This window comes from Flavobacterium sp. NG2 (assembly GCF_034119845.1).
Taxonomy (GTDB): Bacteria; Bacteroidota; Bacteroidia; order Flavobacteriales; family Flavobacteriaceae; genus Flavobacterium.
Genome location: NZ_CP139420.1, coordinates 1127339 through 1144613, shown reverse-complemented (window position 1 = coordinate 1144613; position 17275 = coordinate 1127339). Strand labels below are relative to the sequence as shown.

At 33.8% G+C, this 17275-nt stretch carries 16 protein-coding genes; 8 read left to right on the top strand and 8 right to left on the bottom strand.

Annotation, left to right across the window (positions count from 1 at the left end; all coding sequences use genetic code 11):
- The first annotated feature begins 33 nt into the window (after positions 1–33).
- A complete protein-coding gene (locus tag SLW70_RS04890; RefSeq protein ID WP_320890924.1) occupies positions 34–717 on the top strand; it encodes a ComF family protein in 684 nt (227 codons plus the stop codon).
- A gap of 140 nt (positions 718–857) precedes the next feature.
- On the top strand, positions 858–1466 hold the full coding sequence (locus tag SLW70_RS04885; RefSeq protein ID WP_320890922.1) for a superoxide dismutase: 609 nt from the start codon (positions 858–860) through the stop codon (positions 1464–1466).
- Positions 1467–1948: 482 nt separating this feature from the next.
- Here SLW70_RS04885 and SLW70_RS04880 read toward each other — a convergent pair whose 3' ends face one another.
- From SLW70_RS04880 to SLW70_RS04865, 4 genes are all read right to left on the bottom strand, one after another.
- Positions 1949–3847, bottom strand: a complete 1899-nt coding sequence (locus tag SLW70_RS04880; RefSeq protein WP_320890920.1) for an amidophosphoribosyltransferase — start codon at positions 3845–3847, stop codon at positions 1949–1951.
- A 118-nt stretch (positions 3848–3965) separates the two neighbouring features.
- On the bottom strand, positions 3966–4889 hold the full coding sequence (locus tag SLW70_RS04875) for a PfkB family carbohydrate kinase (protein WP_320890919.1): 924 nt from the start codon (positions 4887–4889) through the stop codon (positions 3966–3968).
- Positions 4890–4963: 74 nt separating this feature from the next.
- Positions 4964–5443: a ribonuclease HI gene (rnhA, locus tag SLW70_RS04870; RefSeq protein ID WP_320890917.1), complete on the bottom strand. Its 480-nt coding sequence runs from the start codon at positions 5441–5443 to the stop codon at positions 4964–4966.
- 143 nt (positions 5444–5586) lie between these two features.
- Positions 5587–6156, bottom strand: a complete 570-nt coding sequence (locus tag SLW70_RS04865) for a phosphoribosylglycinamide formyltransferase (RefSeq protein ID WP_320891753.1) — start codon at positions 6154–6156, stop codon at positions 5587–5589.
- Positions 6157–6333: 177 nt separating this feature from the next.
- Between SLW70_RS04865 and SLW70_RS04860 the strand changes: the two genes are divergently transcribed.
- From SLW70_RS04860 to pyk, 5 genes are all read left to right on the top strand, one after another.
- A complete protein-coding gene (locus SLW70_RS04860) occupies positions 6334–6570 on the top strand; it encodes an acyl carrier protein (RefSeq protein WP_007137004.1) in 237 nt (78 codons plus the stop codon).
- Positions 6571–6748: 178 nt separating this feature from the next.
- Positions 6749–8002 (top strand): beta-ketoacyl-ACP synthase II, encoded by a 1254-nt coding sequence (fabF, locus tag SLW70_RS04855; protein ID WP_320890915.1) that lies wholly within the window; start codon positions 6749–6751, stop codon positions 8000–8002.
- Positions 8003–8010: 8 nt separating this feature from the next.
- Positions 8011–8751: a ribonuclease III gene (gene rnc / locus SLW70_RS04850; protein WP_320890913.1), complete on the top strand. Its 741-nt coding sequence runs from the start codon at positions 8011–8013 to the stop codon at positions 8749–8751.
- Between the two features lie 113 nt (positions 8752–8864).
- Complete coding sequence (locus SLW70_RS04845; protein WP_320890912.1) at positions 8865–9353, top strand: IPExxxVDY family protein; 489 nt, start codon at positions 8865–8867, stop codon at positions 9351–9353.
- A 5-nt stretch (positions 9354–9358) separates the two neighbouring features.
- On the top strand, positions 9359–10789 hold the full coding sequence (gene pyk / locus SLW70_RS04840) for a pyruvate kinase (RefSeq protein WP_320890911.1): 1431 nt from the start codon (positions 9359–9361) through the stop codon (positions 10787–10789).
- Positions 10790–10866: 77 nt separating this feature from the next.
- On the opposite strand, the gene SLW70_RS04835 is transcribed toward pyk, so the two are convergent.
- Positions 10867–12675 (bottom strand): chondroitinase-B domain-containing protein, encoded by a 1809-nt coding sequence (locus SLW70_RS04835; protein ID WP_320890910.1) that lies wholly within the window; start codon positions 12673–12675, stop codon positions 10867–10869.
- Positions 12676–12903: 228 nt separating this feature from the next.
- Positions 12904–14202: a tyrosine--tRNA ligase gene (gene tyrS, locus SLW70_RS04830; protein WP_320890909.1), complete on the bottom strand. Its 1299-nt coding sequence runs from the start codon at positions 14200–14202 to the stop codon at positions 12904–12906.
- Between the two features lie 257 nt (positions 14203–14459).
- Between tyrS and SLW70_RS04825 the strand changes: the two genes are divergently transcribed.
- Positions 14460–15455, top strand: a complete 996-nt coding sequence (locus SLW70_RS04825) for an NAD-dependent epimerase/dehydratase family protein (RefSeq protein ID WP_320890908.1) — start codon at positions 14460–14462, stop codon at positions 15453–15455.
- Here SLW70_RS04825 and SLW70_RS04820 read toward each other — a convergent pair.
- Together SLW70_RS04820 and SLW70_RS04815 are read right to left on the bottom strand one after the other, a co-directional pair.
- Complete coding sequence (locus SLW70_RS04820; protein ID WP_320890907.1) at positions 15452–15940, bottom strand: DUF4296 domain-containing protein; 489 nt, start codon at positions 15938–15940, stop codon at positions 15452–15454. The genes SLW70_RS04825 and SLW70_RS04820 overlap by 4 nt on opposite strands.
- Positions 15924–17270, bottom strand: a complete 1347-nt coding sequence (locus SLW70_RS04815) for a dihydroorotase (RefSeq protein ID WP_320890905.1) — start codon at positions 17268–17270, stop codon at positions 15924–15926. The genes SLW70_RS04820 and SLW70_RS04815 overlap by 17 nt, the downstream gene beginning before the upstream one ends.
- Positions 17271–17275: the final 5 nt, after the last annotated feature.

The window sequence follows — 17275 nt, the reverse complement described above, 5'->3', positions numbered from 1 at the left end:
TTTTTATATTTTTATAAATAAATCCCAGAGCCTATGTTACAACCCTTTATAAACCTATTCTTCCCTCCAATTTGTGCGGGCTGTAACGCACTGCTCTTTACCAATGAAAACATCGTTTGCACACATTGTCGCCATGAAATCACAATGACAAACCATCATGAAACTGTAGAAAATGAAGCTTACAAAAAATTTTATGGCAGAATAGCAATCGAACACGCTTCGGCTTTGTTTTATTTCCATAAAAAAGGAATAGTCCAAGAACTCATTCATAATCTAAAATATCGAGGTCATGAAGAAATTGGTACATTAATAGGAGAATGGTACATTGACGACTTGAAAAACATTCCGACATTAAAAACAGCACAATCCATTATCCCTGTTCCACTTCACCCTAAAAAACTTCGCGAACGGGGCTACAACCAAGTTAGTACTTTTGGAAAAGCACTAGCAAAAGGATTAGATATCGAATACAATGACCAATTATTGTTACGAAAACTATACACAAAAACCCAATCAAAAAAAAACTTACTAGGCAGGACAGAAGGAATAGAAACACTATTTGATGTAAACTTCACAGAAAGCGACCATAATAAACATTATATTTTAATTGACGATGTTATCACTACTGGAGCTACACTTGAAGCCTGCTGTAGGGCATTGCAAAAAATTCCCAATATCAAAATTAGTATAATATGTATGGCTATGGCACAATCATAAAATTCTTAATCATTAAATATCAACACTAAAGAATAGCATAACTTAAATAGAACTAAATAATAACAAAATAGAATTTTCTATTCCAAAGTTAAATGTTTAAATTTGGATAAAATTTTATAAATCATTAAATAAAAAACGATATGGCTTTTGAATTACCACAATTACCTTATGCATATGCAGCTTTAGAACCACATATTGATGCAAGAACAATGGAAATCCACCATTCTAAGCACCATAATGCTTATACTACCAATTTGAATGCAGCTATTGCTGGAACAGATATGGAAGGAAAAACAATTGAAAACATCCTTATTAATCTTGACATGAGTAATGGAGCTGTTCGTAACAATGGTGGTGGTTTCTACAACCACAACTTGTTTTGGTCAGTAATGGCACCAAACGCTGGTGGATTACCTACTGGAGAATTGTTAGCTGCTATCGAAAGTGCTTTTGGTTCTTTTGAAGAATTTAAAGCTAAATTTAGCAAAGCAGGAGCAACACAATTTGGTTCAGGATGGGCTTGGCTATGTGTACAAAAAGGTGGAAAACTAGATGTTTGTGGAACTCCAAACCAAGACAACCCTTTAATGCCAGGTGTAGGTTGCGGTGGAACTCCAATCTTAGGAATGGACGTTTGGGAGCATGCTTACTACTTAAACTACCAAAACAGAAGACCAGATTATATTGAAGCTTTTTTCAATGTTATTAACTGGACTGAAGTAGCTAGAAGATACGCTTCAGAGAAATAATCTTTTTTTCTAAAGAAAATAGAGAATAGACAGATAACTGAAAAGTTGTTTGTCTATTTTTTTTGCTCAAAAACCAGTTTCTTCACTTTTCTATAAACCCAGATTACGCATTGAAACACCTATAACATAGATGAAACGGATTTACACAGACTTTTTAATTGTTTTGAAACAAAAAATCAGCAGATATGTCACGTGAAAAAATCAATAAAATCCTAATGCTGATTTTGGGATAAAAAAATTAATTCCAATAAAAAAGACGAATAAACTAATTAGCTCATTCGTCTTTATTCTATATTCTATTCTCTTTTCTCGAAACTTTATTCTAATAAAAAAGGTGGAATTTCTTCCACCCTTTTTGCCCCAAATCTACCATAAACTTAACCTACTAATGTTATGGTGAGTCAAATTTATAGCAGTAATTCATTTTAAACAAAAAATTCAGATGAACAACTAATAAAACCGATTAATTACCTAAATCCGTATTAGTATGCTCTTGCATCTTTTCCTTCATAGAAATTCATGAATGCTCTATTCACTACTCTATTTCCTCCAGGCGTAGGATAATCCCCCGTAAAATACCAATCCCCAAGATTCTTAGGACACGCAACATGCAAGTCTTCAACCGTTTGGAATATAATCTTAACTTCTGCCTTAATTTCAGGCGAACTTAACATTTCAGCGATTTTATTAGAAACTTCTTGTGGTTCGAACGGCTCATAAATAGCTGTAACATAATTAACTACATCAGTATCTTTAAAACTTTCTTGTGCTTTACATTTTGCATACACTTCATCAACGATATGATACATATTTCTTTCTTTTAAAAGCTCTAAAGCAGCTCTAAAAGCAACCAATCCTTCCAATTTAGCCATATCAATTCCATAACAATCTGGAAAACGAATTTGTGGTGCCGAAGAAACAATAACAATTCGCTTTGGATTCAAACGATCCATCATTTTGATAATACTCTTTTTAAGAGTAGTACCTCTTACAATACTATCATCAATAATTACCAAGTTATCCGTAGGCTTAATAACCCCATAGGTCACATCATAAACATGCGCTACTAAATCGTCACGACTACTATCTTCGGTAATAAAAGTTCGAAGTTTCGCGTCTTTAATGGCTACTTTTTCCGTTCTAATTTTTACAGCAAGAAGTTCTCTTAAACTATCTTCAGTAAGTGTATGTCTATTCTTTAAAATATAGTTATTCTTTCTTTGATTCAAGAAATCTTGAGCCGCTTCTACTAAACCATAAAACGAAGTTTCAGCCGTATTAGGTATATATGAGAACACCGTATTATCAGTATCCTGATCAATCGAATCTAAAACTGCAGGCAAGATTAATTTTCCAAGATTTTTTCTTTCTTGATAAATCTCAGCATCACTTCCTCTTGAAAAATAAATACGTTCAAACGAACATGATTTTTTTACAGTAGGAGCTAAGATTTCTTTCATAGAAACGCTTCCATTTTTCTTAATAATCAATGCATTTCCTGGGTCAATTTCTTGCACCTTTTCAAATGGAATATTAAAAACCGTTTGAATCACTGGTCGTTCCGAAGCTACTACAACAACTTCATCATCTTGGTAGTAATAAGCAGGACGTATTCCAGCAGGGTCTCTAAATACAAAAGCATCTCCATGACCTAAAAGTCCCGCCATTGCATAGCCTCCATCTAAATTTTTAGCAGAACGAGCCAAAATTTTAGCAACATCTAATCTTTCAGCAATTATAGGCGACGCTTCTTGTTTGTTATAACCTTCAGCCTTACAATCTTGGTACAATTGCATCACTTCTTTATCTAAAAAGTGACCTATTTTTTCCATCACAGTTACAGTATCCGCCATTTCTTTTGGATGTTGTCCTAACTCAACTAAATTTTGAAAAAGCTCTTTAACATTCGTCATGTTAAAGTTCCCTGCCAAAATCAAATTACGGTGCATCCAGTTACTTTGTCTTAAGAAAGGGTGAACGCTTTCGATACTGTTTTTTCCAAAAGTTCCGTAACGCACATGTCCTAAAAACAATTCACCTATATAAGGGATATTCGCTTTTTGAGCAGCCACATCATCAGCATATTCTGGATGATTTGCCATTTCCTCATTAATCCTTTCATTAATCTGAGTAAAAACATCTTGAATAGGTTGGGATTGATTAGAGCGCACTCTACTGATGTAACGTTCCCCTGGCTCTACATCCATTTTTATACTCGCAAAACCAGCCCCGTCTTGACCACGATTGTGCTGTTTCTCCATCATTAGATACATTTTTTGTATTCCGTAGAATGCTGTACCGTACTTCTCTTTGTAAAATTCAAGCGGTTTAAGTAGTCTAACTAAGGCTATTCCACACTCATGTTTTAATGCGTCGCTCATTGTTGTATTATTTGTAGTATTATTATTTAAAAATCCAATCTCTATTGAAAGTGTACCTTCACTAATTCAATAAATTTTTACAAAACAAAAAAGCCCCATATCATGGGACTTTAAAGCATTATATTTCTATATCAAACTGAGTCAACGATTTAAACTGTTTTAATCTTGACGCTACTTCTTTTTTATCTAAAGCTACCATTCTGTCTGTTCCAAATTTTTCTACACAAAAGGAAGCCAAATTAGAACCATAAATAATAGCGTTCTTCATATTCTCGAACGACACATTTTCGCTTTGGGTAATAAAACCTGTAAAACCACCTGCAAAAGTATCTCCAGCCCCTGTTGGATCAAAAACTTCTTCTAACGGTAAAGCTGGTGCAAAAAACACTTCTTTATCATGAAACAATAAAGCTCCGTGCTCACCTTTTTTTATAACCACATATTGTGGCCCCATAGCTTGAATTTTAGCTGCCGCCTTTACTAACGAATATTCACCTGACAATTGTCTTGCTTCTTCATCATTAATAGTAATAACATCTACACGTTTAATTACTTCCAATAATTCAGGCAGAGCACAATCCATCCAAAAGTTCATCGTATCTAAAACCACTAATTTAGGTTTAGACTCCATTTGATCTAAAACACTACTTTGTACTAACGGATGTAAGTTTCCTAACATCACTACATCAGCATTTTTAAAATCTTGCGGTACTTTGGGTTGAAAATCAGCTAATACATTTAACTGAGTATCTAGGGTGTCTCTAGTATTTAAATCGTTATGATAACGACCACTCCAAAAGAAAGTCTTACCTCCTTTGACAACTTCAAGGCCTGAGATGTCAATATTACGCTCAATTAATAAATCTAAATATTCTTGCGGAAAATCATCTCCAACTACAGAAACTATTGCTGACTGCAAATTAAAAAAAGCAGCCGAAAGTCCAATATAAGTTCCTGCACCTCCTAAAATTTTATCTGTTTTACCAAAAGGAGTCTCAATTGCGTCGAAAGCGACCGTTCCAACAATCAATAATTTGTTCATTATATGAGTTTCGAATTAAAGCGCAAAGATAGTTCATAAGTTTGAAGTTGCAAAGATTCAAACACGCAAAGTTTTCATAAAAATTTCCCCTCTTCTTTTTCATAAAAAGCATCAATAGAAAGCGAGTTATTTTCTGATGCCATAACCGCTAATTGATCACACCTCTCATTTTGAGGATGGTTATTATGCCCTTTAACCCATTTAAAATCAACCTGATGCTTCCTGTAAATAATTAAGAATCGCTTCCACAAATCGGGATTCTTCTTTCCAACAAAACCTTTTTTCTCCCAACCAAAAACCCATTTTTTAACAACCGAATCGATAACATATTTAGAATCAGAAATCACTAAGACTTTAGTATTAGGTGTTTTCAATTTCTCAAGTCCTACTATCACTGCGAGTAACTCCATTCTATTGTTAGTGGTATAACGGAAACCTTCATAAAATTCTTTTCTATAAGAAGTTCCTACTTTTTCCATAACAATCCCATATCCTCCTTTACCAGGATTTCCCTTAGCAGAACCATCTGTATAAATATGAACTTCGTAATTCAATGTATCTTAAAATTTAGGAGTTTTACTTTTGACATTTAAATGAAGTGTAACAATTTTAGATTTGAAAAACTTTTGACAATCAATGACTTTTATAAACTTTTACAAAATCTGAAATCAAAAAATAGTCAATCAACAATCTTAAATTAAACAACTTCAACCAATAGTTTTTCAATCACTTCAGGAAAATGCTTATGCTCTAATTCGTGAATTTTATTAGCAACATCCTCTGGAGTTTCAGAACCTGAAAGCTCAAAGCTCTTTTGAAAGATAATCGCTCCTTCGTCGTAATTTTCATTTACATAATGTATGGTAATTCCAGTTTCTGATTCTTTATTTTGAACAACTGCATTATGCACATGCATACCATACATTCCTTTTCCTCCATATTTAGGCAATAAGGCAGGGTGAACATTTATAACTTTATTAGGATAATCCGCAATAATTGTTTCAGGAAATTTCAATAAAAAACCAGCCAAAACTATTAAATCAGGCTGTATTGAATTTATTTTGTGTAGGAATTCGTTTTCAAATAATTGCGATTTAGAAAATATTTCTGTCTTTATTCCATATTTTTTCACTCTCTCAATCACACCTGCATTTGGGTTATTTGTAAAAACCCCTACAACTGTAACTTTATCACCAGAAGTGAAATATTTTATAATATTTTCGGCATTAGACCCCGATCCAGAAGCAAAAATCACAATTTTTTTCATCATTAATCAAATTATATTTAACGCAAAAAAAGGAATAAAAATCGAAAATAAATAACTTAATAAGGTCTTTATTTCAATTTATTTTTTAAATTAGTTCACACATTTATTAACTAATTGATTGTTTTAAAATAAAGTTTTTTATTTTTGCCGTCAAATTAAATTCTAAAATTAAAGATTATGTCAGACATTGCATCAAGAGTAAAAGCGATTATCGTAGACAAATTAGGCGTTGACGAAAACGAAGTTGTAACAGAAGCAAGCTTCACTAATGATTTAGGAGCTGACTCGTTAGACACAGTTGAGCTTATTATGGAATTCGAAAAAGAATTTGATATTCAAATTCCAGACGATCAAGCAGAGAACATTGCGACTGTTGGTCAAGCTATTTCTTACATCGAAGAAGCTAAAAAATAATAAATAATACACCCGTTTACAAATAAGTATTCGGGTGTTTTTATTATTTCAAATCAAAAATCAAGATTGAAATTCAATCAAAACGATATATAAAATGTAATACCCACTGCTTTTTTGTACCATTACAAAATTTAAAGAGTGGGTTTTATTTGTTTAAAGATAACAAAACACACAAGTTATGGAATTAAGGCGAGTTGTTGTAACAGGTTTAGGTGCTCTTACTCCTATTGGAAATAATATTGAAGAGTATTGGAATGGGCTTATCAATGGTGTTAGCGGAGCTGCTCCCATCACTTACTTTGATGCTTCAAAATTCAAAACTCAATTTGCATGCGAACTAAAAAACTTTAATGTTGAAGATTTTTTAGACCGTAAGGAAGCTAGAAAAATGGATCGTTATGCTCAGTACGCCATGGTCTCCTCAACTGAGGCGATGGAAGACGCTAACTTCGATTTAGACAAAATAGACAAAGACCGTGCAGGAGTGATTTGGGGTTCAGGTATTGGAGGTTTAGAAACTTTCCAAATCGAAGTATTGAACTTTGCTGCGGGAGACGGTACACCTAAATTCAACCCTTTCTTTATTCCTAAAATGATTGGTGACATTGCATGTGGACATATTTCTATTAAATATGGCTTCAGAGGACCAAACTTCGGAACTGTTTCTGCTTGTGCTTCTTCAACTAACGCAATTATCGACGCTTTCAACTACATTCGTTTAGGTCATGCTGACATTATGGTAACAGGTGGCTCTGAAGCTGCTGTAACTATTGCAGGTATGGGAGGTTTTAACGCTTTGCATGCCTTATCGACTAGAAATGACGATCCAAAAACCGCTTCAAGACCTATGGATAAAGACAGAGATGGATTTATTTTAGGAGAAGGAGCTGGAGCTTTAATTTTAGAAGAATACGAACACGCGATAGCTCGTGGTGCCAAAATTTACTGCGAAGTAGGTGGTGGTGGAATGTCTGCAGACGCTCACCACATTACCGCACCTCATCCTGAAGGATTAGGAGCTAGAAATGTAATGTTAAACTGTTTGAGAGACGCTGGTCTTAAACCAACAGATGTAGATGGTGTAAACATGCACGGAACATCGACTCCTCTAGGAGACATCGCTGAATCAAAAGCTATTTTACAAGTATTTGGTGAACATGCTTATACCATGAACCTTAACTCTACAAAATCAATGACTGGTCACTTACTAGGTGCTGCTGGTGCTATTGAAACAATTTCAACTATTCTTTCTATGAAACACGGTATTGTTCCTCCAACAATAAACCATTTCACAGATGACGAAAATATTGATTCAAAATTGAACTTTACTTTTAACACAGCTCAAAAAAGAGAGATGAAAGTCGTAATGAGTAATACTTTTGGTTTTGGTGGTCACAATGCTTGTGTATTGATGAAAAAATTAGAATTGTAATTATTTGTATGCGTATTCTAAAAAAAATATTCTCAAAATCCCGTTCTCAAGAAGACGGGATTTTTTTTGATGCCATTGAAAAAATACTTGGGTTCAAACCAAATAATATCGAGCATTATGAAAAAGCATTTACGCATCGCTCGATAAATAAATTAAGTAACGACGGGAATCCAATAAATTATGAGCGTTTGGAATTCTTAGGAGACGCCATGCTCAGCTCTGTTATTGCCGCACACTTATTCAACAAAGCACCTCTTGGTGATGAAGGATACTTAACCAAAATGCGCTCTAAAATCGTGAGTAGAGAGCACCTAAATGAACTAGGCAAAGACCTTAATCTCATCCGATTTGTAAAAAGCAAAGTTCCAGTAAATCATTTTGGAGAAAACATTCATGGCAACATCTTTGAATCATTGATTGGGGCAATCTACCTTGATAGAGGCTATATTTACTGTGAGAAATTTATACAAAAAAGAGTAATCATTCCTTATGTTGATATTTCAAGACTTGAAGGTAAAGTAATCAGCTACAAAAGCTTAATAATCGAATGGTGTCAAAAAGAAAAGAAAATATTTCATTATGATATTTTTGAAGATAACGCCATTGACGGACAACGCCTATTTGGTGTAAAACTTAGCATCGACGATAAAGTGGTTGCCAAGGCCAGGGCCACCTCAAAAAAGAAGGCAGAAGAAAAAGCATCACAGCGTGCTTATTTCGCTTTTCAATCACAAATGAACAAAAAGTAGGAAAAACAAACCAAAACTACAACGTTTGCGTTTAGAAATTAACTAAATCATTACAATATCAGTACTTATACTTAGATAGAAATGCTATATTTACATCTTGATTTGGAAATATTATGGCTATTCACAAATTAGAAATTGGCGAGTTTGACGAAATAGATTACGATCTTATTGCGATACACACGGCATTAGAAGATTATCGATTAGCCTATTTCATCAATCAAAAGCTGCCCATTATTTTAGGCAAAAGTAAAGATGAAGTTCATATACAGATAAAAGATGGAGAAACACAATTTTCTAGATTTTATTATTATGACACCGAGAATACTGTTTCATGGAATTTAATCCAAAACAAAAATGAAGTTTTTCAACAGAAACGAGAAACAACACAGGATTTGTTTTCAGAGACAGCATTAGAAATGGCTACAAAAGTCTACTTACTTCCTGAATTTAAAAAAGCAGATTATTTTTTAAAAATAGAAAACACTGAAGACATGATAAATGTCTCCGAAATAAAACAAATATTAAATACAATTGAGGACATAACAACAGCCTATGCCGTTGATACGAATCAAATAAAATCAAAAAACAATTTAATTTTTTAACAACAATGAGTACAAACAAAAAAACCAAAATTGTAGCTACCCTAGGACCGGCGTGTAGCACAAGAGAGATCATCAAAGATATGATTGATGCTGGAGTAAATGTCTTCAGAATTAATTTTTCTCATGCGGATTATGAAGGTGTAAAGGAGAAAATCAACATCATTAGAAGTCTTAATGAAGAATTTGGTTATGCAACAGCAATATTGGCGGATTTACAAGGACCAAAACTTCGTGTAGGAGTTATGGAAGATGGAATTGTAGTTAATGACGGTGATACCATTACTTTTACTACCGCTGAAGATATTATTGGTACTGCTGATAGAGTATTCATGAAATACCAAAACTTTCCTAATGATGTTAATCCAGGAGAGAGAATCTTATTAGATGACGGTAAACTTATTTTTGAAATCCTTTCAACTGACAAGAAAACAGAAGTAGTAGCTAAAGTTATCCAAGGAGGTGAATTAAAATCTAAAAAAGGGGTTAACCTTCCAAATACAAAAATTTCTCTTCCAGCATTGACCGAAAAAGATATTGCAGATGCTATTTTCGCAATTGGACAAAAAGTAGACTGGATTGCACTTTCATTTGTAAAAACACCTCAGGATTTAAAAGACCTACAGGATTTAATTGCTGAGCATTCTGAATACAAAATTCCAATCGTTGCCAAAATCGAGATGCCAGAGGCACTTGAAAACATGGATAAAATTGTTGCTTATTGTGATGGTTTAATGGTAGCTCGTGGAGATCTAGGAGTTGAACTTCCTGCTCATGAAGTACCTTTAGTTCAAAAAGACTTAATCCGTAGAGCAAAAATGGCTCGTATTCCAGTTATTGTTGCTACTCAAATGATGGAAACAATGATCACTAGCTTAACTCCAACCAGAGCTGAAGTAAATGACGTTGCTAACTCTGTAATGGATGGTGCCGATGCTGTTATGCTTTCTGGAGAAACAGCTGCAGGAAACTACCCAGTTCAAGTAATTCAAAAAATGACTCAAATCATTGAAGCAGTTGAAGATGCTCCAGTAATTCAAGTTCCACAAAACACACCACAAATTAGAACAAACCGTTTTATCACTAAAACAATTTGTCGTCAAGCAGCTATTATAGCGAACACTATGGGAGCTAAAGCAATTTGTACCATGACTAATAGTGGATATACAGCTTTCCAAGTTTCTGCTTGGAGACCTGCTTCTCACATTCTTGTATTTACATCTAACAGAAGAATCCTTACTCAACTAAGTTTACTATGGGGAGTAAAAACATTTTACTACGATCAAGATGTAAGCACTGATGATACAGTAACAGATGTTAATAAGATTGTAACAGCATCAGGATTAGTTGAAAAAGGAGATTTCCTTATCAACTTAGCGGCTATGCCTATCAAAGAAAAAGGAATGGTTAATACCCTAAGAATTTCTGAAATAGTATAATCACCACTATATAAAACTAAAAAATCCGTCTTGTTCGTTTACAAGACGGATTTTTTTATGATTCTAAAATATTTATTTTACTTAACAAAGTGTTTACTCACACCTTGTACTTTAAGTACATAAGTTCCTTTAGAAAGAGTACTGACATCTAATTTATAAGCAGAATCAAAACAGAAATATTCTAAAACTACTTTTCCTTGAATATTGACTACCTGAATCTTTCCTAATATTTGATTCTCAAGATAGATATTGAGATAATCACCACTAACAGGAACAGGAAAAATTCTTAAGTTTTGATCTCTCAATTTATTTTTTGACAATCCTAAAGACCCACTACCACCAAAGCCTACTTTTACACCAACATCCGCTACTGTATAAGGCAAGCGAGTTCCGCCTGCTCCAAACTCCTCAGCGCCTGCATCAAAGGCTGTAGGACGAATCCCGTCTAAAATATCTTTTGTTAAGAAAGAATAAGTTCCTACCCCCGCATTAATTGCAGCACTTCCTGATTTTATTCTGTAAAAATCGGTATCACTTGTCAACAAACCTGATGTAACGAATTGATTATTTGATAATATCCCATTTAAAGTCCACGTACCTGATTGCCTTATATTTCCCGTATAGGTATATGGATATGACGAATTAGCAGCAATAAGTTCGTTAATGGCAATTTTAGTCGAGCCATTCATCAGAAAGATATTATTGGCTACTAACAAGTCAAGAGGTGGCAAAGTTTGACTACCGCCACCCACTCTAATACCGAAATCACAATTTACAAAAGTGTTATTAAGAATCGTAGCATTTTTCACCTGATAATACCCATTTAAAGGAGAACTAGCTTGCCCTTTCATAATATTGATACCTCCCAAATTACTAGAAGTACTGCTACCACTAGCACTTAGTTTTGTAGAGTTTACTCCTTCAATATAATTATTATATATTTTATGGTTTTCACCTATCACACGTATTCCTCCTGAAAAATTATTATTGTTCGCAAAAAAGTAATTGCCGTACACCTCGCAATTATCACCGTGTCTAAGTGTTAAGGAGCCACTATAATTCCTAAAAGTATTATTGTAGTATTTATTATTACCACTTTTATTAGAGATAATCTCTATCTCACCTTGCCAGTTATTAAATAAATTATCATAAACTTCGGTAAATGAATCTGATAAAGATGTACTACTGTTTCCTATTCGTATTGCATCTTGATCATTGTGATCATCAACATAGTCACCAACTATTCTTCTATCACTAAAATAGTTATGATGAATTTTGGAATAATTAGCCGTTGAAGCGTCTCTGTTATCATTAATCACACTACCTATTCCTTTTTTATTTACAAATGTGCAATAACTAATTTCGTTATATTGTCCATACAGCAATACCCATTTAAACGTTAATCCTGTACCACCATCTGCAGGTAATTTATCCGATTGAGCTGCTGTTCCGTTATATCCGTCAATTTTTACATTTGTAAGAGTACAATAATTACAAAGATTACTGCTATCATACCTAAATTTAACAACGGGTTCAATAGTGGTACCACTTGTCACTAAGGAATTGGGATTTCTAAAAACCACACCTTGAAATGTGATATATGCACTACCCATTGCAACTCTTGAATTTCCTTCAAAAAAGACTTGACCTGGATTTGCAGCTTTTACGACAATAGGATTTGCGGCTGTTCCAGTTCGTTTTATATTTATAAAAGCATCGGTATAGGTACCATCTGCAATAATAATAGTGGTAACCGTCCCAGCATTGATTCGGTTAACAGCACTTAATAAATCCGTTTTATTTGTAACAGTTTCCTGCTGAGCATTAACGGACAAGGTAATCACTAAAATAAATAGTCGTAATAGGAGTAATTTTTTAATCTTCACTGAAATAATTGAATTATAATTAGTTATAAATAATTCATAAACTTAATAAATAATTCTCGTAAAGAAGCAAAAACAGGCTTAAATTGGTTAACCAATTAACGTTTTGAGGAACAAATCTTACTAGACCAGAGTATAATTTCACATCTTTTGAAACTCAAAATCCATAAAAAAAACCTCGTTTAAAACAAATTAAACGAGGTTTGTAAATTATTCAAATAAGTCGCAAGACTAAACCACTCTCACTACAAAATAATTCTTCTTCCCACTTTGCAACAATACAAATTGGCCGTTAATTAAATCATTAGTACCAAGAACATAATCTTCTTTTACTTTTTCTTTATTTATCGAAATAGAATTTGCCGTCAACGCTCTTCTTGCTTCTCCATTCGATTTAAAGAATCCTGTTTTTTCATTCAAAACAGTAATAATTTCAATTCCAACTTCAATCTCTGTTCTTGCAATTTCTGCTTGTGGTACACCATCAAAAACCTCTAAAAAAGTAGCTTCATCTAAGGTTTTCAAATCTTCAGCTGTTGCATTTCCAAAAAGAATTGTAGACGCTTTTTGAGCTTTTTCTAATTCTTCTTTTGAATGAACAAAAGTAGTCAACTCTTCTGCCAATCTTTTTTGCAACACTCGTAAATGAGGTGCTATTTGGTGTTCAACAATTAATGCTTCGATAGTTTCTTTGTCTAAAAAAGTAAAGATTTTGATGTACTTCTCAGCATCAACATCAGTGGTATTCAACCAAAATTGATAAAACTTATAAACCGAAGTTTTATCTGCTGTTAACCAAACATTTCCGCCTTCAGATTTCCCAAACTTAGAACCATCGGCTTTTGTAATCAAAGGACAAGTCATCGCAAAAGCTTTCGCTTCTTCACCAACATTCATACGACGTACTAATTCGGTGCCTGTGGTAATATTTCCCCATTGGTCAGAACCTCCCATTTGTAACAAACAGTTGTATTCTTTATGCAAATGGTAAAAATCATATCCTTGAATCAATTGGTAGGTAAACTCCGTAAACGACATTCCTTCACCTTCACCATTAATACGTTTTTTCACAGAATCTTTGGCCATCATATAATTAACCGTAATTCTTTTACCCACATCGCGAGCAAAATTGATAAAAGACAAATCTTTCATCCAGTCGTAATTATTAACTAACACAGGCGCATTAACTTCTGTTGCATTAAAATCTAAAAAGCGGCCTAAAACTCCTTTAATTCCTTCAACATTACGGGTCAAAGTAACTTCGTCTAATAAATTACGCTCATCTGATTTTCCAGATGGATCTCCAATCATACCTGTTGCCCCTCCTACCAAAGCGATAGGTTTATGTCCGAAATTTTTAAGGTGTACCAAAAGAATAATAGGCACCAAACTACCAATATGCAATGAATCTGATGTAGGATCAAATCCAATATAAGTAGCAGTCATTTCTTTTAAAAGTTGTTCTTCGGTTCCAGGCATAATGTCGTGAACTAAACCACGCCATTGTAATTCGGAAATAATATTTTTCATCTTTATAATCAGTTTACTTCATCAGTTCAGCCTTTCAGGCTTCGAGTGCGCAAATATAACAATATGAACTGCAAAAATCAATTACAATGACCATCAAAAAAAATAAACAGATGGAGACATTGCCCTTTTATAAAATTGAAGTCAATTTGCTTTGGCTAGTATCGCATTAAGTATACCTTTTTACATATAAAACAACCGAACTCGAATTAAAAACTTTACCTATTGGCGACTTCGACACAAATAGGTATATTTACCAAATGATTTTAGTTACGGGAGGCACAGGTTTAGTGGGCGCACATTTATTACTTCATTTGGTTGAAAATGAAGAAAAAGTACGTGCTCTTTATCGTACTCCTCAAAGTATTGAAAAAACGAAATCTCTTTTCTCACTTTACAAAAAAGAAACTTTATTTTCTCGAATTGACTGGTTCGAAGGCGATATTACTGATATCCCATCGTTAGAAAGAGCATTTATTGATATCGACTATGTCTATCATTGTGCTGCCATTATTTCTTTTGATCCAAAAGACGAAAATGCCATGCGAAAAACCAATATCGAAGGAACAGCCAATATTGTCAATTTTTGCATCGACAAAAACATCCAAAAACTATGTCATTTCAGTTCTACTTCAGCCTTAGGCGATTTAGCAGAACATGAAACTATAATTACCGAAGAAACAGAGTGGAACCCCGAAAAACCACACTCAGACTATGCTATTTCAAAATATGGAGCCGAAATGGAATTATGGCGCGGACAACAAGAAGGCTTAAACAGCATCATCATAAACCCTGGAATTATCCTTGGCCCTGGTTTTTATAATCAAGGAAGTGGTTTGTTATTTCAAAAAGTCTCCAAAGGGCTACCTTATTACACCGACGGTACAACTGGTTTTATTGCCGTAACCGATGTGGTTCGAATAGCGGTTGAACTCATGCAAAGTGCTATTTCAAATCAGCGATACACGCTTATTGCCGAAAATTGTAGCTTTAGAGATATCATTTACACAATGAGTGACGCACTACATAAAAAACGCCCTCAAACTCATTTAAAACCTTGGTTAATAGAAATTGCTTGGCGCATCGATTGGATTAAGTCGGCTCTTTTCAAAACTAAAAGAAAACTAACTCGATACACTGCTAAGTCTTCCTACACAAAAACGACCTTTTCAAATGAAAAAATAAAAGCTGATTTAAAAACCAGCTTTTTAGATATTCATCAATATATTAAGGATATTTCTAAATTGAAAAATTAATCTAGTACCCCTTCATCTTTTGTCTTTGCCCCTTCTTCAAGTCGTTCTTTTAAACTTTTCTTTCTTTTTAATGAATCAGAAACCCTCTTCTCCTTAAGTGAAAGATTTTTTTTGTTTTCTTCTCGATTGATTATTGTATCCAGTTTTATTCTCTCGTTATTTATCCTTTCGGTTACCTGATCAAACATTTTTTTATACTCCTTATAATTAGACGTATAATAATTATTGTTTTGTATAAATTGGGCGCTATCTATTTTATATTTTTTATAAATATATTCCAATTCATTTGTATCATACCCTTCTAATTGACTTTGGCTTTGATACTTCATAGCATTCAAAAGAGATAAATCATACATTATATCAACCATCACTCCTTTTTCAATAAGATGCTCTGGTTTTTGAATGACTTCCTCTTTGCAGCCTGCAAAAAACAATAATAAAACGATGAAAACTGATTTTCTCATGGTGTTAGAAATTCCTGTCAAACAACAATCTTTTACCAGCCTTGGTGTTTTTAACTTTAAAATTGTTATAAACCAATTGACCGTTAACAAAAGTATGCGTGATTCTAGATTTAAAAGTAAATCCTTCAAATGGAGACCAACCACATTTGGCCAAAATATTTTCTTTCTTAACTCCCCAAGGCAATCCTGCATTGACAATCACTAAATCAGCATAATATCCTTCTCTAATAAAACCACGTTTTTCAATTTGGAAAATTTTAGCTGGATTATGACACATTTTTTCGACGATTTTCTCAATGCTAATCTTACCCTGATGAAACGCCTCAAACATAGCCACTACTGCATGTTGTACAAGAGGTCCTCCTGAAGGTGCTTTTAAATAAGGTTGCTTTTTCTCTTCTAAAGTATGTGGTGCATGGTCTGTAGCAATTACATCAATGCGGTCGTCTAACAATGCTTTCCATAGTGCCTCTCTATCATCAGCTGTTTTAACAGCAGGATTCCATTTTATCATATTGCCTTTGGTTGCATAATCATCATTTGTAAACCACAAATGGTGCACACATACTTCAGCAGTAATTTTCTTTTCTTCTAATGGAATTTTATTGGTAAACAAATCCATTTCCATAGCAGTCGAAAGGTGAAAGATATGCAAACGAGCACCAGTCTTTTTAGCCAACTCAATTGCTTTTGAAGACGATTTATAGCAAGCCTCAGTCGAACGAATTAAATGGTGTGCTGTTACAGGAACATCATCCCCGTATTCAGCAATATATTTTGCCGTATTTTCCTTAATCGTTGCTTCATCTTCACAATGAACAGCAATTAACAAAGGCGTGCTTGAAAATATTTTCTCTAAAGTAGCTTCATTATCCACCAACATATTCCCAGTTGACGAACCCAAAAATATTTTGATACCCGCAACATTTTTTGGGTTGGTTTTCAAAACCTCTTCTAAATTATCATTAGTTGCCCCCATCATAAACGAGTAATTCGCATACGATTTTTGAGCAGCCACTTGATATTTTTCTTCTAAAATTTCTTGAGTAACAGCATTAGGAACTGTATTTGGCTGTTCGATAAATGAAGTAATCCCACCAGCTACAGCTGCTTTAGATTCTGATTCAATATCCCCTTTATGCGTTAATCCTGGCTCTCTAAAATGAACTTGATCGTCAATTGCACCTGGCATCAAATAATTTCCTTCGGCATCAATAATCATATAATCAGATGATTTTGCACTAATGCTTTCTGAAATTTCAACAATTAAGTCATTTTCAATTAAAACATCGCCCTCAAAAATCACCCCTTCATTTACTATTTTGGCATTCTTAATTAAAACCCTATTCATTGTAT

Bases quoted from the DNA above. Each gene is read 5' to 3' on its own strand.
- SLW70_RS04890 (WP_320890924.1), top strand. From the start codon at position 34: ATGTTACAACCCTTTATAAACCTATTCTTCCCTCCAATTTGTGCGGGC.
- SLW70_RS04885 (WP_320890922.1), top strand. From the start codon at position 858: ATGGCTTTTGAATTACCACAATTACCTTATGCATATGCAGCTTTAGAA.
- SLW70_RS04880 (WP_320890920.1), bottom strand. From the start codon at position 3,847: ATGAGCGACGCATTAAAACATGAGTGTGGAATAGCCTTAGTTAGACTA.
- SLW70_RS04875 (WP_320890919.1), bottom strand. From the start codon at position 4,889: ATGAACAAATTATTGATTGTTGGAACGGTCGCTTTCGACGCAATTGAG.
- SLW70_RS04865 (WP_320891753.1), bottom strand. From the start codon at position 6,156: ATGAAAAAAATTGTGATTTTTGCTTCTGGATCGGGGTCTAATGCCGAA.
- SLW70_RS04860 (WP_007137004.1), top strand. From the start codon at position 6,334: ATGTCAGACATTGCATCAAGAGTAAAAGCGATTATCGTAGACAAATTA.
- fabF (WP_320890915.1), top strand. From the start codon at position 6,749: ATGGAATTAAGGCGAGTTGTTGTAACAGGTTTAGGTGCTCTTACTCCT.
- rnc (WP_320890913.1), top strand. From the start codon at position 8,011: ATGCGTATTCTAAAAAAAATATTCTCAAAATCCCGTTCTCAAGAAGAC.
- SLW70_RS04845 (WP_320890912.1), top strand. From the start codon at position 8,865: ATGGCTATTCACAAATTAGAAATTGGCGAGTTTGACGAAATAGATTAC.
- pyk (WP_320890911.1), top strand. From the start codon at position 9,359: ATGAGTACAAACAAAAAAACCAAAATTGTAGCTACCCTAGGACCGGCG.
- tyrS (WP_320890909.1), bottom strand. From the start codon at position 14,202: ATGAAAAATATTATTTCCGAATTACAATGGCGTGGTTTAGTTCACGAC.
- SLW70_RS04825 (WP_320890908.1), top strand. From the start codon at position 14,460: ATGATTTTAGTTACGGGAGGCACAGGTTTAGTGGGCGCACATTTATTA.
- SLW70_RS04815 (WP_320890905.1), bottom strand. From the start codon at position 17,270: ATGAATAGGGTTTTAATTAAGAATGCCAAAATAGTAAATGAAGGGGTG.